This is a genomic window from Nitrospirota bacterium (genome assembly GCA_030645475.1).
Lineage (GTDB): Bacteria > Nitrospirota > Nitrospiria > Nitrospirales > Nitrospiraceae > Palsa-1315.
Map to the genome: position 1 here is coordinate 75,666 of JAUSMA010000016.1, position 18,333 is coordinate 93,998.

Here is an 18,333-nt window from a genome sequence, read left to right on the forward strand (position 1 = left end):
CGCTGCCGTAATCAAACAATTCTGATCCTTTCGTTCGCTCTGGCTGCTTGACACTGCCTGTGGTATTCCAGAGAATCATCGACGCAACAAACGGAGACTAGTTCGAAAGACTCAAAAGACTCACATGTGATGGAGAGACAAAGATGAAGAGCGAGATCTTATATCCAGGGGCCTTTCCGATGGTGCGGGTGGATTTGGCAGCGGGCGAGTCGATCAAGGCCGAGTCCGGTGCGATGGTGGCCTGTTCGCCGACCATCGACATCGAAAGCAAAATGGAAGGTGGGTTTCTTGGAGCCCTGTCGCGAAAGTTCCTGACAGGCGAGAAGTTTTTCTTCCAAACGCTGCGTGCCAGCCGCGGCCCCGGTGAAGTCTTGCTGGCGCCGACTGTTCCAGGTGAAATTGTCATCTTGGAACTTGATGGTGTCAACGAGTACATGGTGCAGAAAGACGGCTTTCTCGCAGGCGCAGACGCGATCGTGATTGAAAGTAAAATGCAGAGCCTGAGCCGTGGTTTATTGGGCGGAGAAGGCTTCTTCATCCTCAAAATCAGCGGGAAGGGGACGCTCGTCCTGAACAGCTTTGGAGCTATTCACAAGATCGAGTTGAAGCCAGATCAGGAATACATCGTGGACAACAGCCACTTGGTAGCCTGGTCTGCCACCACGTCTTACAACATTGAAAAGGCCACGTCTGGATGGGTCGCCAGCTTCACGTCTGGCGAAGGCTTTGTCTGCCGTTTCCGAGGGCCTGGCCTGGTGTACATTCAAAGTCGGAATCCTGGAAGTTTCGGAGCCTGGATCAGGCAATTCATCCCCGTCTCCGAGTAGCGGATGCTGAAAACGCCGGCCAACGTCGTTCTCGGCTCGAAACAATCCTCAACGTACCCCGAAGGGTACGCCTCCGGTTGTCTCTCGCCTGCGGCCTTGTTGGTCGCCGTTTTGAGCATCCGCCTGCGAGATTTTTATCATCAATAGGTCAGTCCTCAATTAACCATGACTCAATTTCTCCCCAACGCCCTTTGTTTCGGTAGCGAGTTCCCCGCCAGCGGTGCCCCTTGTGTTGTCCAGGTCGAGGGAGACGGTCTCACGATCATCTTCGAGTCTGAGGGGGCCGAGGGCGCGCGCGAGGTGATCCTGTTTTCTGCACTCACTGTCTCAGCCGGTGGGCTCGACCATGACCATCTTGTAGTGAAGTGGGCTCACGCACAGGGGGAGCGGACGCTCTATCTCAAAAACCACGACGTGATACGTGCCTTTCGCCAAGCTGCGCCGGATCATTTGAACGCTCCGTTTGAACAAGCGGCCGAGCGGGTGCGGCAGGCGCGGCAGCGCCATCGTGTCATGTGGGCTGTCGTTGTCGGTTCGATTCTCGCTCTGGTACTGGGCCTCTGGTTCGGAGCCGATCTGCTGGTCGAGGTTGCCGTGAGCCGGATTCCGGTTGAGTGGGAGCAAAAGCTGGGGGACTCGGCCTATCGGGACTTCCTTGTCCATCAAGAGGTGATGAAAGAAGGTCCGGGAGTCACTGCGCTGGGAGAGATGACGCAGCGGCTGACCGAACAGATTCCCAACAATCCCTATAAGTTTGAAGTGACCGTGGTGAAGAGTGACGTCGTCAATGCCTTCGCGCTCCCAGGCGGGCATGTGGTGGTGTTCACCGGGCTCATGAAAAAAGCGGACAGTGGCGAAGAAGTGGCGGGCGTGATGAGCCATGAGTTGAACCATGTGCTGCAACGGCATGGGCTTGAGCGGATGGTGAAGAGTCTTGGGTTGATGACTGCGGTGGCGATTGTGCTCGGCGACCAACAGGGCCTTGTTGGCATGATGAAACAAGTGGGCGTTGAACTCCTCACCCTCAAGTTCGGCCGGGAGCAGGAGACCGAAGCGGACGTGAAGGGACTGCAACTGCTTCAACGGGCAAAGATCGATCCCTCCGGCATGATCAAGTTTTTCGAACGACTGTCGGAAAAAGACGAAGGTCGGATGGAATGGCTCTCCACGCATCCGATGAGCACCGCCAGGGCCGAACGATTGAAAGCGGAGCTGGCCGCTTTGCCGAAGAAATCCCCGGAGCCCTTTACGTTCGAATGGAAACAGGTGCAGGCGTCACTCGGGTCTCAGCCGGTTGTCGCTCCCTGAGCCAGGGGAGCGCCCTGCGAAGCAGTTACCGTAAGGCATAGGCCTTGATTCAGCTGCCTGCGGCAGTTGATCGAAACGTTGACAATTCTGGATCCGCCACATAAACTCGTTTCAGCCATACTAAGTATTTTCTCTAGTCGTTGTTCGCTCCACGTAGCAAGGCAGTGAGTCATTATTCCACATATAGGGGGTACTTATGAAAAGAGCATTCATCTCGTTGGGCGTGGTTGCATTTGCAGCGGTTGTTTCCGGATGTGGAATCGGAGGGTACACGCAACCTGGCGGTCTGACTCCGACGGCTGGGATCTACATGGACACGGTCTCAGGCGGTATTCTGCATGACAATGGCACGGCACCAACCAAGACCGGAAAATCCTGCGGAACGAGCATCATGGGGATTGTGGCGACCGGCGATACGTCCGTTGAAGCGGCGATGATCAATGGCGGAATCAAGAAAGCGGTTTATACCCAAGAGCATATCAGGGGATTTGTCTGGGGCGCGTTCGTTGAATTGTGCACGATTGTCAAAGGCAACTAGTTGTTAGCACAGTAGGCCCTTGTTGCGAAGGAGCCAGAGCGTGGATGGCGGGTTGCCATCCACGCTTTTTTATTTCTGTTGTAGCTCCGCGCCGTTCGCTCAGGGTACGTTGTGGAGATACGACAGTAACATTTTAAGCTGACTCGCTCGAACACTGAGGTTGCGACTTTTCATGAAGCGGTTTGGAATCACCATGCCGATTTTGCTCAGGCTTATGATGGCAGGAGCTGTGGTGGGCGTGCTCACGTTTCATGGGTACGGAGCAGAGCTTGCTGGGGCAGAGGCGGCGGAGTCGGCGGATGTCTACATGAGTCTGTCGGTGGTGGGTGGATTTCCCGAGGCACAGGGGATGAACCTTGCCGGACAAGAGGTTAGTAAGAGCAATGCTCATAGGAGCCTGGGGGCGGGGTTTAAAGTTGGCGTATTCCCCGAAGCCACGTCTCGAGTGCTCGGAATCGAACTGGAGTACTTCGGTACGACGGGCAGATTATCAGCAGCGAATCGTAACAGCGCAGAGGGTGCGGCTGGCCTGACCGTCCTCAACAGTATGGTGAATGTCATGGTTAGGCAGCCCTCCGGGTCGGTTCGCCCCTATGGAGGCGTTGGTGTCGGATATTCTGGAGGAATTCTGCACGGTGCGGACTTTCCCGGCCGGTCGAATCGAGCATTTGATTCGACGTCGAACTTCGCCTATCAGTTTATGGGAGGAGTGCAGTGGGAGGTGAGGGGCCAGACGTTTCTGTTTGCCGAGTACAAACATCTGATGACGACGTTCCATTGGAAGGCCGTCTCCTTCGACTATCGAGCAAATTATGTGCTTGGTGGAATCGGGCTGAACTTTTAAATTCTGTTCACGAGCAATTCACGGCGTCCTGTCGGAGCCTGTTCTTGGGTAAGGCCAACGCGGGTTGCATCTCAGCGTAGACTAAGCGGTAACAGTTGAATATCGTTGCTTGCTGTTGTCGCAGAGAAGCCATAGGTAATTTTATCTCAACAGAACGTTATGTTTCGGCTATAATCAGACCGTTATATCCTGTGCCTAGCAGTGAGTGATCCACTGATATAAGGAGGAGGACCTATGCTGAAGAAAATGCTTATGGCGACAATGGCAGTAGCATTCGTGGGAATGCAGGCGGGATTCGTATTGGCGGCTGGTACGCCTGATACGGGACCTGGTTGCGGACTTGGCAAGATTGCATTTGCAAACTATCCGAACGCCAAGACGAAGGGCGCACAAGTTTTGATGGCCACTCTCAATGGGACAGGGGCCAACACCTTTGCAATTAGCAGCGGAACTTCAGGCTGCACGGATGACGGTAAGTGGTGGGCGGCAGGAGAGAAGACGACCATGTTTGCCGAGTTGAACTCGGATGCCTTGGCTCAAGAAATGGCGCAAGGCCGCGGTGAGCATTTGGCTTCGTTGGCCGCGCTGTTGGGCTTGCCGCAAGACCAGCATGCTGCGTTCTTTGCGATGGCTCAAGAGCGCTATACGACGTTGACGAATGCAGGAGAGCTTTCGTCTGTGGCGATGGTCAAATCATTGAATGATGCGATCTCAGCCAATCCGGTCTTGGCGAAGGTGTCGTTGAATAAGTAGTGCAGGTATTCTTGGCTCCCGCCGTCAGGCGGGAGCCGTTCTATTCCGTATTCGCTGTGGCTCTCATTCATGCTCTCCTTCTCATCATTTTCTTTTCTCTGCCGATTTGTGGCTGGGCAGACCAGGGGCCCAATCACTATCGCGATGAACTGATTGAACAAGCAAAACGCGCTCGGCTGGCAGACGCACGCGAATGGCGCTTGTTGCTGCATTACCAAGACAATCTGTTTGGAGGGGTGACCAGTGAACAGGATGACGAGGGATTTTTCCTATCGCCTCAAGGGAAACAGAACCCAGAAGCCGAACTCAGGGCGACGATCGAGGCATTTTTTTCTCCCGCTATTATCGGACGTTCGAAGCAGCCGGCCCAATGTGCCTTCATCGCCCGGTATCATTGGCTGAAAGAGCGGCTGCGGTTCGACGACAGTCAGCTTGTGCCCGTTGTCTGTGATCGTTTCGAGGGGTGGCGGGCCGAGTTGAACCCCCAGGGCGTCAGTCTCATTTTCCCTGCGGCCTTCCTGAACAATCCCGCGTCCATGTTCGGTCATACGTTTTTACGGATTGATCAGAAGGGCCAGACTGAACAAACGAGAATCCTGGCCTACACCATCGACTACGCGGCTGAATTGCCTCCTGACGTCGGGCTTGAATATGCGTATAAGGGCATCTTCGGAGGCTACAAGGGCTTCTTCTCCACCCCTCCCTATTACCTCAAGGTCCAAGCCTATCGCGACATGGAAAATCGCGATATGTGGGAGTATCAACTGAACCTGACTCCGTCCCAGATCGAGCGGCTGATCATGCATGCCTGGGAAATGGGGAGCGCGTATTTCGACTATTTCTTTTTCAAGGAAAATTGTTCGTATCACATTCTCTCCCTTTTGGAGTATGCCAATCCTGATCTACATTTGAGAGAACAGTTCTATCTCTGGACGATTCCGGCGGATACCGTACGTATCATCGTCGCTCAGCCTGGAATGGTGGGCACCACGACCTATCGCCCTTCCCGGAGCACACTCATCAGACGAAAACGGACATTCCTGACACCGGAGGAGCAGGTCCTCTCAGGGCAGATCGTGCTGTCGTCAGACGTGATACGGGATGCGGCTTTTGCCACGCTGTCTGTCCTGCGCCGGGCTCTTGTTCTTGATGTCGCCTCAGATTATCTGCGGTACAAGTCCGAGAGCGACGATCCAGAGGTGAAGGTATACAAGGAGCGTAATCGGCACGTGCTGACGGAGCGGAGTCGTTTGTTGGTGCCATCGGAGGAGATCGCAATTCTTCCCTATACAAAACAGCCTGACGCAGGGCATCACACCTCCCGTGCAGCGATCGGCGCCGGGTGGCGCAATCGCGACAGCTTTGAAGAAGTGTCGTTGCGGGCTGCATACCATGACCTGCTGGATCCTGAATCCGGATACACGCCGAATGCCCAAATCGAGATAGTGGGAGTCGCTGTTCGTCAATATAATCGGCAGGAACAAACCAGGTTTGAGCGAGCGACCCTGCTGAACATCCTTTCGCTCTCCCCTATGGATGACCTCTTCCGCGCCCCTTCCTGGAAGGTGAATGTCGGGATGCAGACGATCCGGCACAATGGCTGTACACTCTGCAGCAACGGAGTGGCCAACGTCGGTCTCGGGGCTGCGGCAGAAACGGCGCTGTTCAAGCGCGAAGTCTATTTTGCATTTGCCGAGGCAGAAGCCAACTACAGCAGAGCCTACGAAGAGCGTCATCGGGTCGGCGGAGGCGGGACGGTGGGGATGTTGGTCGACGCCACCGATCGCTGGAAGTTGATGCTGTCTGGCTCCTACCTGCGTTATGCGCTCGGAGACAAGTCCGACGATATCCGCTGGTATGCCGGATCGCGCTATACGCTTTCGCAGAATTGGGCATTGCGGCTGGAATATAACCATCGCGACCGGGACAATGACCTGGTCTTCTCCGTCCAAGCCTTCTTCTAATCGGTTGCGCCCCCTTGCCCGTACCGGAGAGTCCTGCTACAAGAGTGCCAACCACGGGTTTCCAGAGGCCCATCATGAGCGTCGGTACAGATCCATCCGGTGAGCGTCCCCTGTCCCAGGTGCCGATGGTGCCTGTCGCGCCCCATCCCCCCTTGCGCCGATACTATTCCGAGGACGAGAAACGGCAAGCGTTTCTGAATGAGCTGTTCGATCGGACGGCCTATCAGTACCGCAATATCGATGTCGCAACCGGATTCGGTTCCGGGCTCTGGTATCGGAAAAAGGCGCTCCGTGAAGCAGGACTGAAGCCAGGGATGCATGTGCTCGATGTCGCCTGCGGCCCCGGTTTAGTTTCGCAATGTGCCCGTGAATTGGTTGGCCCGTCTGGTAGAGTCGTTGGGCTGGACCCGAGTATCGGCATGTTGCGGGAGGCACAAAAGGGCCCTTGCCGGAATTTCGTTCGAGGGATAGGCGAGCAGTTGCCCTTTCCCGATCAGAGCTTCGATTTTTTGAGCATGGGTTATGCCATGCGGCATGTCTCCGATCTGAAAACCGCGTTTGCTGAGTATCGGCGCGTGCTCAAGCCTGGAGGGATTGTGCTGCTGTTAGATATCTGTCGGCCTCGCTCTCCGCTGCTGCTGTCGCTGTCGCGCTTTTACATCAAGACGGTCATGGGTCTTGCCTTTACCGCCTCGACCGGGAATCGGGACATGAAAACATTGATGGCCTATTGGTGGGATACGACCGAGTTCTGTGTTTCGCCGGAGACGATCCTCGGCGCGTTACGGGAAGTCGGGTTGACCGATTGTTCGTTGCACGAGTTATTTAACGGACTCTTGCGGGATTACCGAGCCGTGAGAATTTAGGATGACCATGGAACATTCAGAATCAAAGCCGCTCGAACAAGAGCTGTCGAAGCTGATCGTCCAGACGCTCAAGCTGAAGATCGATCCGGCTACGATCCAGCCTGACGCAGCATTGTTCGGAGACGGGCTCGGCCTCGACTCGATCGACGCGTTGGAGCTTTCGCTGGCTATTTCACAAACCTACGGCTATCAGCTCAAGTCGAGCGATCCAGACATCAAAGCCATCTTTTCCTCCCTGCGGGCGTTGGCCAATGCGATTGTGAAGAACCGCACGAAGTGACCGCAGGTGGGGCCATGCACGATACCCCTTTGATCGGCCCCTATAGTCCGGACGATGTGCTGGCCTTGGAGTCGGATGGTTCACGCACGGCGCGGCAGTTTGTATCCGACGTCGTTCGACTCGCAGAATCCTTGCCCGATCGGCTCACGGTCATCAATCTCGCAACGAGCCGCTACGAGTTTCTGGTGGGATTTGCCGCGGCCATTCTCCGGCGGCAGTTGACGTTGCTGCCTCAAAGCCGGGCGGTCCAGACCCTTCGCCGCATCGCCGGCGATTACCCCGAGAGTTACGCCCTGACCGATCGTGATGATGCGATCGACGGGATCGAGTCTGTTGCGATGCAACAGTTACAGGGCATGGCCCCCTGGCCGGACGAGATTCCGTTGGTCCCCTTGAATCAAGTCGTGGCGATCGCGTTTACCTCCGGGAGTACAGGTCAGCCGATGCCCAACAAGAAAACGTGGGGGGCGTTGACGGCCGTAGCTCACGCAACCGGATCCAGGCTTGGTATCAAAAGCGGCGATTGCGCCTCGGTGGTGGCCACCGTTCCGCATCAACATATGTTCGGCCTCGAAGCCTCCGTCATGTTGCCCATCATGCATGGATTGGTCATGCATGCCGGGCGGCCGCTCTTCCCGGCCGACATCCTGAGCGCCTTGGCCGACGTGGAGGGGCGAAGGATTCTCGTGACCACGCCTTTACATCTTCGCGCCTGCATGACCGAAGGCGTGAGAATGCCGCCGGTCGGGTTGATCCTCTCCGCCACCGCTCCCCTTTCTCAGGGTTTGGCTCAAGAAGCTGAACGACACTTTCACACCGAGGTGCACGAAATTTTCGGATTTGCCGAAGCCGGCAGTGTCGCGGAGCGGCGGACGACGGCGGGGGATTCCTGGCGGCCCTTAGATGGAGTGCGGCTTCAATCCGGCGAGATGGGGTGGACCGTAGAGACGGACTACCTTCCCGCTCCGGTTCGGGTGCCGGATCGCATGACTGTCGATGCGCAGGGGCTGTTCGTCGTCCATGGCCGGGAAGCGGACCAGATCAACGTCGCAGGCCATAGGGTATCGCTCGGCGACTTGAATCAAAAACTGCTGGAGGTCGAGGGGGTGCAGGACGGTGTGTTCTTCTTGCCCGAGGAGGGCTCCGACTTCGTCACCAGGCTGATGGCCTTTGTCGTGGCTCCGGGAAAAACCAGCGAGGAGATTCAGCGCGCGTTACGAACCCACATCGATCCGGTGTTTCTCCCGCGTCCCTTGGTCTGTGTGCCCAGTCTTCCTCGCAATGCCACAGGAAAGTTACCACAGGAATCGGTACGTGAGCTGGCCCGGCAATGGCTGGCAGGGCAGGGCCATGGTACATGAGCGGGTGCTCTCCATCAGCCATGATCATCCGTCGCTGGCGGGGCATTTCCCCGGCTATCCCGTCGTGCCTGGCGTGGTGCTGCTGAACGAAGTGCTCGACACCCTGCGCCGGGGATCGGCTGTTTCCCGGGTGGTGAAGGGCCTGCCGATGGTGAAATTTTCTTCTCCGCTCCGACCGGGCGAGGCTGTGACTATTCGTGTGGAGGAAGCGGGAGCCGGGCAGGCCACATTTTCTTGCCGAGTGGATGCACGCCTCGTGGCGTCCGGCACCATCGAGTTCATGCCTGGTGCAACGGCGCACATGGAACGGACGTGAGCCTCGCTTGGCGACAGCAGCAGGAGCGCGGGAGCCGGACGGCCATCCGGTTGATGGCCTGGGTTGCGCAATCGCTCGGCCGTCCGACCGCTCGGATCCTGCTCCATCCGATCTGTCTCTACTTTCTACTGGCGTCAGGGTCTGCCCGCAAGGCGATCACGCAATTTCGCGAGCGGTTGTTTGGTCGGCCGGTCGGGTGGTGCGATCTCTATCGCCACTACCTTGCCTTCGCCTCAACGATCCTTGACCGGGTCTATTTTCTGCGCGGCCGGTTTGATCTGTTCGATATTCAGATCCATGGGTTGGAGGTGCTAGACCAGGAGTTGGCGAAAGGCCGTGGCTGTGTGCTCCTGGGGTCGCACCTTGGAAGCTTTGAAGTGGTGCGGGCCGTAGGACTGTCCCGTCAGCACATCGAGATCCGCGTCCTGATGGATGAGCAGAACGCGCCCTTGATTCGTCACCTGATTCAGGAGTTGAATCCCGCCGTCGCTGAGACGGTCATTCAGGTCGGCGGGCCCGGCACCATGCTGCAAGTAAAAGAATGTCTGGATAGGGGTGGTGTCGTCGGGATCATGGGCGATCGTGTGATGCAGCACGATCAGTCGCTTGCCTGTACCTTCTTGGGGGGGCAGGCCAGGTTTCCAACCGGAGCGATGCGATTGGCCCGCGTCGTCCATGCTCCGGTGGTCCTGTTCTTCGGGCTGTACCGGGGGGGGGACCGCTATGAGGTGTATCTGGAGTCCTTTAGCGAAGGGATGCAGCTGTCGTCCGATCAGCGTCCCATCGATCTGCAACAGTGGACGCAACGGTATGCCGATCGCCTTGAGGCCGTCTGCCGCCGTGCCCCCGATAATTGGTTTAACTTTTATGAATTTTGGAACGACTCAAACTAGGTGGATCTTTGTCCTCAGCGTCCTGCTGTTGGCTGGAAATGTCGCCGAGGTAACCGCGGAGAGTTCCCTTTCTCTCGGCGATCGTTCGGGTAACGTCTGGACGGTCGAGCAGGTTGTGGCCTCGCTGAAAGAGGGTCGGGAGCCCTCGGTATCGTTTGAAGAAGCGACCTACTCCTCATTGCTCACCGAGCCCTTGATCGTGCGCGGCCTGTTGCGTTTCACGCCTCCGTCGACGCTGGAGAAGGAAGTGCTGGAGCCGTACCGCGAACGGTACCTCATTGAGGGAGACCGGGTGACCTTCGAGAGTGAACGCAAGCATGTGAAAAAAACTATTTCACTGGAAGACTATCCGGCGTTACGCAGCTTTGTCGAAGCCTTTCGGGCGACGCTCACGGGCGATGTGGCACAGCTGAAGAAAGTGTACGAAACCACCGTCGACGGCACCAGTCGACAATGGACATTGCTGCTCCGTCCCTACGATCCGGCCGGAAAATCCATGGTCGACTATCTGCTGTTGTCCGGGTCGGAAGGGCGCCTGACGACCATCGCCATTCGAGCGCCAGATGGCGACCGCTCGGTGATGACGCTTCGCCGGGGACCATCCAAATGAAAGCCGCCTGGTGGCCAGTTCTCGTCTGGGTCGCCCTCATCACCGGCGCCGTCTGGTTCACCGGGACCCGTCTGTCTGTCCATAGCGAACTGGGTGATCTGCTCCCCGAAGGCACCACGGCGACGCAACGGTTGTTGCTGACGCAAGTGCGCTCGGGCCTGGCCGGCCGGATGCTGCTGCTGGCCATCGAGGGGGCGCCGCCGGATGAATTGGCCAGGCTCAGCAAGACGTTGGGTGAAGGGCTGCGAGAGCATGCCCAGATCGATTTCGTGGGCAACGGCATGCAGGTCTTGTCGTCCGAAGAACGGCAGGTCTTGTTTCGCGCGCGCTATCTCCTGAGCCGGACGGTGAGGGCCGAGACCTTTTCTGCCGATTCGCTGCATGCCGCTCTTGAGCAACGGCTCGATGAACTACGCTCTCCTCTGGCTTCGATGATCAAGGCCTATATTCCGACCGATCCAACCGGAGAATTTCTCGGGATCCTCCAGTCCTGGTCTGGGTGGGAATCGTCGGCCACACATCGCGGAGTCTGGATGTCGGGTGATCACCAGCGCGCCTTGTTGGTCGTTGAAACCAAAGCCGCGGGGTTCGATGCCGATGCGCAGGAAGCGATTCAACGGGATATTCGGGCGTCGTTTCATCGGGTGGCCGATGGGCCATCACCATCGGCCCGGTTGTTGATGAGCGGCCCCGGGGTCTTTACGGTCGAGATCCAGCGGACGATAGAGCGTGAAGTCTGGTGGCTCTCGACCCTGGCTGCTACGCTGGTCTTTCTCTTTCTCTACGCCAGCTATCGATCCTGGATGCTGGTGCTGCTGAGTCTGATTCCGCTTTCGAGCGGGATTTTGGCCGGCATGGTCGCGGTGCATAGTTGGTTCGGGTTTGTGCACGGCATTACGCTGGGATTCGGCATCACGCTGTTAGGCGTAGCCGACGATTACCCCATCCATTTATTCAGCCATCTGAACAAGCAGGCTTCTGCTCGTGCGACCATGCGGGCGATCTGGCCGACGATGCGGCTCGGGGTGCTCACGACCGCGATCGGATTTTCCTCCCTGCTGCTGGCTGGCTTTCCGGCATTGGCGCAACTGGGGCTTTTCGCTCTGGCAGGCCTGGGCACTGCAGTCTTGGTGACTCGATGGGTATTGCCGGTCTGTATCCCAGCCGGTTTTGTCCCACGAGAGATCCGGACCGATCTGCTTGGCACGATGGCGTATTTGTCGAAGGCGAAAGTGGTGGTGCCGGTGGCCGTCGTCCTTGCGACAATCGTGATGATATGGTCAGATACGCCATTGTGGGAAGAGGATCTGGCGAAGATTAGTCCTGTCTCGGAGGAGAAGAAGCAACTCGACCAGCAGTTGCGTCGTGCGCTCGGTGCACCGGATATGCGGGATCTCCTGGTGGTCGAAGCGGCGACGCAAGAAGACCTGTTAGAACGGAGTGAAGCGGTGATGCCACAACTGGATCGTCTTCGAGAAGCCGGCGCGTTGGAGGGATATGATCTGGTGTCGCGCTACTTGCCCAGCCATCATGTGCAGCAAGAGCGGCAGCAGTCCTTGCCCAATTCTGTTGATTTGAAGGATTGGCTGGGCGAGGCGGTGAAGGGATTGCCGTTTGCGCCAGGGCTGTTCGTGCCATTCCTGGACGAGGTCGAGGTGGCTCGGAGGCAACCCTTGGTCGATCGGGACCTGTTCCGGGGCACGCCGTTAGGCCTGAAGATCGAGGCATTGATGCTGGAAGATCACGGACGATGGGTGGCCGTTGCCCCGCTGCGCGGCGTCGTCGATCGACAGGGATTGAAGGCGGCAGTGGCAGGCTGGGGAGAGTCTGCGGTCACCTACGTGGATATCAAGGAAGAGTCCAACCGGTTGATGAGGGACTATCGCAACAGAACGGTGCAGTTGCTCGGGTGGGGAACGATCGCCATTGCGGGGGCCTTAGCCATCGGATTGAAATCGCTTTCCCAGCTCTGGCGTGTGCTTGTCCCGATTATCGCCGGGCTCATCGTCGTGGTGGGTATTCTCAATCTGTCTGGTGAATCGCTCTCCCTGTTTCATGTCGCGACGTTACTCCTGGTGGTCGGCTTGGGACTCGATTACGCGCTGTTCTTCAATCGTGTGGAGGACCAAGGTGAGGAACGGCAGAGGACCGTCTTTGGGTTGCTGGTCTGTAGCACCACGACCGTTCTGGTGTTCGGCGTACTCGCCTGTTCGAGTATTCCTGTGCTGCATGCGATCGGCCTGACGGCAGCCTGTGGGTCGTTGACCTGTTTACTCTTTGCAGGATTCTTAGCCGGGCAGGATTCCCATGTCAGCTAACGTGCAACCGATCACGCCATTGACCCTGACCGCCTATACCCTCGTCACAGCCAACGGCCGTGGGGTGGGACCGGTCCTTCAAGCTTTGCGCGGGCGGCGGTCGGGATTGAAACCCTGCGACTTCGAAGACGTCACGCTCAAGACCTACATCGGACGCGTCGAGGGCCTTGAGGATTTTTCGCTCGGCAATGAACTGGAGCGATTCGATTGCCGCAACAATCGGCTGGCCTGGCTCGGCCTGCAGCAGGATGGGTTCATGGTCGCGGTGGCGGAAGCGAAGCAACGCTATGGCGCTCATCGTGTCGCTGTCGTCATGGGGACCAGTACCTCAGGCATTCTGGAGACGGAACATGCTTATCAGGCGAGGAACCAAGCCGGTTCGCTCCCGGACTGGTATACCTCGCGCTATCGCTATACCCACAACATGTTTTCGCTGGGCCACTTCGTGCAGGTCTGTCTCGGATTGCGCGGGCCTGCCGTGGTGGTGTCGACTGCCTGTTCCTCCAGCGCGAAGGTGTTTGCGACGGCCGATCGTTTGTTGCGAGCAGGTCTCTGCGATGCCGCCATCGTCGGCGGCGTCGATAGCCTCTGCTTGACCACCCTGTATGGGTTCTCGGCGCTGCAGCTGCTCTCGGCTGCTCCCTGCCGTCCCTGCGACGAAGATCGCGATGGGTTGTCTCTGGGCGAGGCCGCAGGGTTTGCCTTGTTGGAATCCAGCGAGCGGGTCGGCAGACGTGGAGCGGTGGCGCTCCTCGGTTACGGCGAGAGCACGGATGGCTATCACATGTCGCATCCCCATCCGGAAGGCGCCGGCGCCATTCGCGCGATTCGGGATGCGCTGGCCCGGGCAGGGCGTCGCCCTGAAGACATCGAATACGTGAATTTGCATGGGACGGCCACAAGGGCCAACGACTCAGTCGAGGATAAAGCCGTCTACAGCATTTTTGGCGCGCGGCCGGCCTGCAGTTCAACCAAAGGCTGGACCGGCCATACGTTGGGTGCCGCCGGCATCACTGAGGCGGTCATTTCCGCCCTGTGCCTCACAGAGGGATTGATCCCTGGCACGCTCAATTGTGCGCGCGTCGACCCCTCGTTGAAGAGTCGAATCCTTCGTGAGAACCAGATCGGCTCGCTCTCCTGCGTGGCGAGCAATATTTTCGGGTTCGGCGGGAACAACTGCAGCCTAATCTTGGGAAAGTTGTGATGAAGGTTGCGATTCAGGGCATCGGCCTTCTTGCTCCCGGTCTCGCCGGTTGGGAGACAGGCCGTGCCGTGCTGGCCGGTCATGGTTCGTTTCAACCGGGTGAGATGCCCGACCCTGAAGCGGCGCTGTTGCCTCCGAACGAACGGCGGCGGAGCAGCGATTGTGTCCGGTGGGCGGTGCAGGTCGCACAAGAAGCGATGGTCCAATCGGGTCTGGATCCGCGTGAGGTGCCCACGGTCTTTGCGTCCTCGGGCGGCGAAATGGGGGTGCTCGATACACTCTGCCGCACCTTGGCGACTCCAGAGCGGGTGATTTCGCCCACGCTCTTTCATCAATCGGTCCACAACACGCCGTCCGGCTATTGGGGAATCGCCACAACTTGTCAGCAGTCGTCGACGGCGCTGTCTTGCTATGACGACTCGTTCGCGGCCGGTCTACTCGAAGCTGTGACCTTCGTCTACGTGGAGCAACGTCCGCTGTTGCTGGTCGCCTATGATCTGGCCGTGCCTGCCCCGCTCAACGAAGCGCGTCCGATCGCGGCTGGTTTTGCCGTGGCTCTCGTACTCGCTCCGCCGTCGGACGTTGCGCTCGCCACCATGCAACTGCATCTCAACGAAACAGATCAAGAGCCGGCGAGCCATCTGCAAGACCTTGCATTGGAGCGAGTGCGTCTGGACAATCCTGCGGCCCGATCGCTGCCGCTCTTGAAAGCGCTTGCCACCGGCGGTTCGGAGAGGGTGATCGTGAGTCTGCTCGAGAGTCAGCAGCTCGTGTTGGAAATCGATCGATGCCGCAATTGAGCAAAGAAGAACTGAGCACGTTCCTTCCCCATACCGGGGCGATGCGGCTGATCGATCTCGTGGAGTCGTGGGATGCCACGGCGATTCGGTGCTTCACGAAATCGCATCTCGATGTGGCGAATCCGCTGCGGCAGGGGGGGCGCCTCGACGCGGTGACCGGGCTGGAATATGCGGCACAGGCGATGGGGGTCCATGTGGGGCTTCTGAATCGAGAGCGGTCTACGGAGGGGCTGATCGGCTATGTCGGCGGGGTGAAGGATGTGGTGTTGTCGGTAGACCGTCTCGACGACTGTCCAGGGGAACTCACGATTGCGGCCTCGCGCTTGTTCGAAGGCGGCGATAGTTTCATGTATCAGTTTGCGATTTCATCCGGAGGCCACAACATGATGACGGGACGGGCCTCGATATTTTTAAAGCGCGAGCCATCATGATGCGGAAACGCGCCCTCGTGACCGGAGGCAGTGGTGTCATCGGTTCGGCCATCGCCGAGCGACTGGCGGCAGATGGCTATGCCGTCATCGTGCATGCCCATCGGCATCCTGAGTCGGCTGAGCAGGTGGCAGAGAAGATTCGGAATAAAAACGGGTCGGCGTCGGTTGTCTGTTTCGATATTACCGATGAGTCTGCCACGAGGCAGGCCCTCGATGCGCTGCTGAAGGATGGACCGATCCAAGTTGTCGTCAACAATGCCGGAGCTCACGACGATGCGCCGATGGCAGGGATGTCTCACGAGCAATGGACAAGGGTCATCGATCTCTCGCTGAACGGATTCTTTCATGTCACGCAGCCGCTGTTGCTGCCGATGATCGGGACCCGCTGGGGGCGGATCGTCTCGATTTCGTCGCTGGCCGGGGTGACAGGCAACCGCGGACAAAGCAACTATGCCGCCGCGAAAGCCGGCCTGCATGGAGCCAGCAAGTCGTTGGCGATCGAGGTGGCGTCACGGGGCATCACGGTCAATGTGGTGGCTCCCGGTTTGATCGAATCGCCCGCGACAAGAGATTCCTTCAAGGCGGAGCAGGTCGCCACGTTGGTGCCGATGAAACGAGTGGGTACGCCGGATGACGTTGCGGCGCTCGTGTCGTTCCTCGCGTCCGAGGGCGCCGGTTATATTACCGGCCAGATCATCGGTGTGAACGGAGGCATGGCATGACTGCGCCGCGCGACCTCGCCCGTTCATGCTGGGTCGTGATCCCGGCCTACAATGAGGCGGAAACGGTGCGCGATGTGGCGATGCGCGCGCGGCAACAATGTCCGAACGTCATCGTCGTGGACGACGGCTCAACCGACGGCACGGCCCGTGCCCTGGCCGGTCTGGATATCACCCTGATACATAATGAAGAGAACAGAGGAAAGGCCGGCAGCCTCCAGCGCGGATTCGAGCATGCCTTGGCCCACGGAGCCCTCGGCATCATCACGCTCGATGCAGACGGGCAACATGCGCCGGAAGAGATTCCGATCTTTCTTACGGCTTCCGTGAATGCTCCCGATGCGTTTCTTGTCGGAATCCGCCCGCGAGACAAGCGGAAGACGTCATTCTGGCGATATGGCGCGAATCGCGTTGCAGATTTTTGGATTTCATGGGCCGCCGGTCAACTCATCGACGATACGCAATCCGGGTTCCGGTTGTATCCCGCGACATTGTTGAGACGCATTGATCTCGCAGAGGGAAAAGAGCGGAGCTTCGTATTTGAAAGCGAAGTCCTGATTGAAGCCAGTCATGTGGGTACTTCGATCGGGATGGTTACCGTCGGGGTTGCGCCTCGGATGGGTTCAAGGCTCAGCCATTTTAGGCCGGTATATGACATCGCGAAGATTACGCTTATGGTCGCCGCGAGATTGCTCTCGCGAGGGATGTATCCGGCAGGCTTGTATCGCGTTGTCAGGGAGTGGATCGGTCCTTCGTCCGCGGAAGGCCTTTCGCGGACCGATAAGCTTGCCAAGTCTTCACGTAAGTAACGGATTGTCGGGGATGGAAAGGGAGCGGGAAGATTCCCTCTGCCGCAGATCTGCGGCAGAGGGTGATAAGTCTTACATGCCTGCTGCAGCGAGCCGACCCTTGATGGCGTTATCAAGATTGCGAATCCAGCCGCTGTATGCCTCGTGGATGGTTTGTTTCTCGGCGTTGTAGTTCAAGTTGACGCTATCTTTATAGGTCATGCTGTACGTTTTGGTGTCGTATGCAATATCGACGATGGCGGTGTGGCTTCGGGCATTTTGCGTGGCGACGATCTGGCCCGGCTTGGTGATCACCATGATCCATCTGAGCCCGATCCCCGCATCCACGATCGCCTTGCCAACCTGATCCAATGTCAGCTCTTTACCGGTCGACGAAGCAATCGGCGCTTCTTTGACATTGTAGATTTGTCCTGCACCTCGGCAGCCTGTCACGATCACGACAGCCAGACATGCCACAAGAATTCCAGATAGCAACTGTTTCATCGCTGTCCCTCCTTTGGATAGGCCCGGTTCGACTGAAAGTTCTTTGCTCTTAATCCCATTCGCGGTCTCAAGTCAAGTTCACGCGCCGGCGCCTCCATCATATGCGTGGGGGCATAGCCGCGCTCGAGGACATGGTCGATCAAATCTTCGACCAGCGAGAGGTTGGCCGGACACATGCCCTTCTGGTTCCACTTGGACATGGCGTCCGGAAAGACCTGATGCTTCGCGAGTACGAATTCCGAGGGATGGCAGTAGAAGACCAGATGGCGCGAACTGCGCCCGATCCAGCGAATCATGCGTTGAATCATCGGCAGGCCGAGTGTGCGTAGTGTCGCCAGGTTGATCGGAAACAGGCACGAGGAGGGAGGGACTTCGGTCAAGGGACCCTCGCCGGGTGTCGTCAAATTTTCCCGCGATGGCCGATAGGGATCTCGTGGCGCCCAGAAGTATTTCAGATAGTGGACTCGTCCAAGCCCCATGTCGAATCGCCTGGCAGGAACGGAAGAGTCGTATCGATAACCTTCGTGTTCGAGGGCGCGGAGCGTGGTTTCACCGATCGAGAGGTTGGGCGCGCGGAATACGACCGGACGAATACCGGCGGCTTGTTCGACAGCCTCGGTGGCGCGGCTGATCCATTCCCGTTGCTGCTCGTAACTGGCCGTGCGGAAATCTTCGTCCTCCTCCAGCCCGCCGTGGGCCCACCCATGTGTGCCTAACTGGTGTCCGCGGTCGTGACAGTCTCTGACCAAATGCGGATAGGCTTCCGCGAAGCGTCCCGCGAAGAAGATCGTGCCCTTGAGCTGGTAGCGATCGCAGAGGCTGAGGAGCAGTTCGAGTCCCGAGTGAGAGCCGGGCACCCAATCGCAGTCGATCGTAAAGTAAAACTGCGGGGGAGCGATCGCACCATGTCCGTTTCTATCGACGGCATGGAGATGTGTGGCACGACCCCTGAACATTATAAATGGCTCCCGAGCATGATGGGGAGCTGGGATGGTTGTTGAACAGACGA

The 18,333-nt window shown here is 58.1% G+C and carries 20 protein-coding genes; 18 read left to right on the forward strand and 2 right to left on the reverse strand.

Annotated elements, in window-relative coordinates:
• The first annotated feature begins 143 nt into the window (after positions 1-143).
• From Q7U76_04560 to Q7U76_04645, 18 genes are all read left to right on the forward strand, one after another.
• Complete coding sequence (locus tag Q7U76_04560; GenBank protein MDO8355642.1) at positions 144-827, forward strand: TIGR00266 family protein; 684 nt, start codon at positions 144-146, stop codon at positions 825-827.
• 165 nt (positions 828-992) lie between these two features.
• Complete coding sequence (locus Q7U76_04565; GenBank protein MDO8355643.1) at positions 993-2,135, forward strand: M48 family metallopeptidase; 1,143 nt, start codon at positions 993-995, stop codon at positions 2,133-2,135.
• Between the two features lie 196 nt (positions 2,136-2,331).
• Positions 2,332-2,673: a TRL domain-containing protein gene (locus Q7U76_04570; protein ID MDO8355644.1), complete on the forward strand. Its 342-nt coding sequence runs from the start codon at positions 2,332-2,334 to the stop codon at positions 2,671-2,673.
• A gap of 172 nt (positions 2,674-2,845) precedes the next feature.
• Positions 2,846-3,517, forward strand: a complete 672-nt coding sequence (locus tag Q7U76_04575) for an outer membrane beta-barrel protein (protein ID MDO8355645.1) — start codon at positions 2,846-2,848, stop codon at positions 3,515-3,517.
• Between the two features lie 234 nt (positions 3,518-3,751).
• Positions 3,752-4,270, forward strand: coding sequence for a DUF3015 family protein (locus Q7U76_04580; protein MDO8355646.1), 519 nt, complete (start codon positions 3,752-3,754; stop codon positions 4,268-4,270).
• Positions 4,270-6,234 carry a DUF4105 domain-containing protein gene (locus tag Q7U76_04585; GenBank protein MDO8355647.1) on the forward strand — a complete coding sequence of 655 codons (1,965 nt, stop codon included), beginning with the start codon at positions 4,270-4,272 and terminating at the stop codon, positions 6,232-6,234. The genes Q7U76_04580 and Q7U76_04585 overlap by 1 nt, the downstream gene beginning before the upstream one ends.
• 74 nt (positions 6,235-6,308) lie before the next feature.
• Positions 6,309-7,100, forward strand: coding sequence for a class I SAM-dependent methyltransferase (locus Q7U76_04590; GenBank protein MDO8355648.1), 792 nt, complete (start codon positions 6,309-6,311; stop codon positions 7,098-7,100).
• Between the two features lie 7 nt (positions 7,101-7,107).
• Complete coding sequence (locus tag Q7U76_04595; protein MDO8355649.1) at positions 7,108-7,380, forward strand: phosphopantetheine-binding protein; 273 nt, start codon at positions 7,108-7,110, stop codon at positions 7,378-7,380.
• 14 nt (positions 7,381-7,394) lie between these two features.
• The gene (locus Q7U76_04600; GenBank protein MDO8355650.1) at positions 7,395-8,741 is read left to right on the forward strand and encodes an AMP-binding protein; all 1,347 of its coding nucleotides are present in this window, start codon (positions 7,395-7,397) and stop codon (positions 8,739-8,741) included.
• Complete coding sequence (locus Q7U76_04605; protein MDO8355651.1) at positions 8,731-9,057, forward strand: hypothetical protein; 327 nt, start codon at positions 8,731-8,733, stop codon at positions 9,055-9,057. The genes Q7U76_04600 and Q7U76_04605 overlap by 11 nt, the downstream gene beginning before the upstream one ends.
• Complete coding sequence (locus Q7U76_04610) at positions 9,054-9,950, forward strand: lipid A biosynthesis acyltransferase (GenBank protein MDO8355652.1); 897 nt, start codon at positions 9,054-9,056, stop codon at positions 9,948-9,950. Before Q7U76_04605 ends, Q7U76_04610 begins: the two co-directional genes overlap by 4 nt.
• Positions 9,925-10,560, forward strand: a complete 636-nt coding sequence (locus tag Q7U76_04615) for a LolA-related protein (GenBank protein MDO8355653.1) — start codon at positions 9,925-9,927, stop codon at positions 10,558-10,560. Before Q7U76_04610 ends, Q7U76_04615 begins: the two co-directional genes overlap by 26 nt.
• Positions 10,557-12,878, forward strand: coding sequence for an MMPL family transporter (locus Q7U76_04620; GenBank protein MDO8355654.1), 2,322 nt, complete (start codon positions 10,557-10,559; stop codon positions 12,876-12,878). The genes Q7U76_04615 and Q7U76_04620 overlap by 4 nt, the downstream gene beginning before the upstream one ends.
• Positions 12,868-14,082, forward strand: a complete 1,215-nt coding sequence (locus Q7U76_04625; protein MDO8355655.1) for a beta-ketoacyl-[acyl-carrier-protein] synthase family protein — start codon at positions 12,868-12,870, stop codon at positions 14,080-14,082. Before Q7U76_04620 ends, Q7U76_04625 begins: the two co-directional genes overlap by 11 nt.
• Positions 14,082-14,882 carry a beta-ketoacyl synthase chain length factor gene (locus Q7U76_04630; protein MDO8355656.1) on the forward strand — a complete coding sequence of 267 codons (801 nt, stop codon included), beginning with the start codon at positions 14,082-14,084 and terminating at the stop codon, positions 14,880-14,882. Before Q7U76_04625 ends, Q7U76_04630 begins: the two co-directional genes overlap by 1 nt.
• On the forward strand, positions 14,870-15,313 hold the full coding sequence (locus tag Q7U76_04635; GenBank protein ID MDO8355657.1) for a 3-hydroxylacyl-ACP dehydratase: 444 nt from the start codon (positions 14,870-14,872) through the stop codon (positions 15,311-15,313). Before Q7U76_04630 ends, Q7U76_04635 begins: the two co-directional genes overlap by 13 nt.
• The gene (gene fabG, locus Q7U76_04640; GenBank protein MDO8355658.1) at positions 15,313-16,035 is read left to right on the forward strand and encodes a 3-oxoacyl-ACP reductase FabG; all 723 of its coding nucleotides are present in this window, start codon (positions 15,313-15,315) and stop codon (positions 16,033-16,035) included. The genes Q7U76_04635 and fabG overlap by 1 nt, the downstream gene beginning before the upstream one ends.
• Entirely contained in the window at positions 16,032-16,841 is an 810-nt protein-coding gene (locus Q7U76_04645; protein MDO8355659.1) for a glycosyltransferase family 2 protein, read from the forward strand. The genes fabG and Q7U76_04645 overlap by 4 nt, the downstream gene beginning before the upstream one ends.
• A 72-nt stretch (positions 16,842-16,913) precedes the next feature.
• On the opposite strand, the gene Q7U76_04650 is transcribed toward Q7U76_04645, so the two are convergent.
• Complete coding sequence (locus Q7U76_04650; GenBank protein MDO8355660.1) at positions 16,914-17,324, reverse strand: hypothetical protein; 411 nt, start codon at positions 17,322-17,324, stop codon at positions 16,914-16,916.
• Positions 17,321-18,280 (reverse strand): polysaccharide deacetylase family protein, encoded by a 960-nt coding sequence (locus Q7U76_04655; protein MDO8355661.1) that lies wholly within the window; start codon positions 18,278-18,280, stop codon positions 17,321-17,323. The genes Q7U76_04650 and Q7U76_04655 overlap by 4 nt, the downstream gene beginning before the upstream one ends.
• Positions 18,281-18,333 lie beyond the last annotated feature (53 nt).

Excerpts from the sequence above, each read along its gene's own strand:
- Q7U76_04560 (MDO8355642.1), top strand. The coding sequence starts at position 144 with ATGAAGAGCGAGATCTTATATCCAGGGGCCTTTCCGATGGTGCGGGTG.
- Q7U76_04565 (MDO8355643.1), top strand. The coding sequence starts at position 993 with ATGACTCAATTTCTCCCCAACGCCCTTTGTTTCGGTAGCGAGTTCCCC.
- Q7U76_04570 (MDO8355644.1), top strand. The coding sequence starts at position 2,332 with ATGAAAAGAGCATTCATCTCGTTGGGCGTGGTTGCATTTGCAGCGGTT.
- Q7U76_04575 (MDO8355645.1), top strand. The coding sequence starts at position 2,846 with ATGAAGCGGTTTGGAATCACCATGCCGATTTTGCTCAGGCTTATGATG.
- Q7U76_04580 (MDO8355646.1), top strand. The coding sequence starts at position 3,752 with ATGCTGAAGAAAATGCTTATGGCGACAATGGCAGTAGCATTCGTGGGA.
- Q7U76_04590 (MDO8355648.1), top strand. The coding sequence starts at position 6,309 with ATGAGCGTCGGTACAGATCCATCCGGTGAGCGTCCCCTGTCCCAGGTG.
- Q7U76_04595 (MDO8355649.1), top strand. The coding sequence starts at position 7,108 with ATGGAACATTCAGAATCAAAGCCGCTCGAACAAGAGCTGTCGAAGCTG.
- Q7U76_04600 (MDO8355650.1), top strand. The coding sequence starts at position 7,395 with ATGCACGATACCCCTTTGATCGGCCCCTATAGTCCGGACGATGTGCTG.
- Q7U76_04605 (MDO8355651.1), top strand. The coding sequence starts at position 8,731 with ATGGTACATGAGCGGGTGCTCTCCATCAGCCATGATCATCCGTCGCTG.
- Q7U76_04615 (MDO8355653.1), top strand. The coding sequence starts at position 9,925 with ATGAATTTTGGAACGACTCAAACTAGGTGGATCTTTGTCCTCAGCGTC.
- Q7U76_04620 (MDO8355654.1), top strand. The coding sequence starts at position 10,557 with ATGAAAGCCGCCTGGTGGCCAGTTCTCGTCTGGGTCGCCCTCATCACC.
- Q7U76_04625 (MDO8355655.1), top strand. The coding sequence starts at position 12,868 with ATGTCAGCTAACGTGCAACCGATCACGCCATTGACCCTGACCGCCTAT.
- Q7U76_04630 (MDO8355656.1), top strand. The coding sequence starts at position 14,082 with ATGAAGGTTGCGATTCAGGGCATCGGCCTTCTTGCTCCCGGTCTCGCC.
- Q7U76_04635 (MDO8355657.1), top strand. The coding sequence starts at position 14,870 with ATGCCGCAATTGAGCAAAGAAGAACTGAGCACGTTCCTTCCCCATACC.
- fabG (MDO8355658.1), top strand. The coding sequence starts at position 15,313 with ATGCGGAAACGCGCCCTCGTGACCGGAGGCAGTGGTGTCATCGGTTCG.
- Q7U76_04645 (MDO8355659.1), top strand. The coding sequence starts at position 16,032 with ATGACTGCGCCGCGCGACCTCGCCCGTTCATGCTGGGTCGTGATCCCG.
- Q7U76_04650 (MDO8355660.1), bottom strand. The coding sequence starts at position 17,324 with ATGAAACAGTTGCTATCTGGAATTCTTGTGGCATGTCTGGCTGTCGTG.
- Q7U76_04655 (MDO8355661.1), bottom strand. The coding sequence starts at position 18,280 with ATGTTCAGGGGTCGTGCCACACATCTCCATGCCGTCGATAGAAACGGA.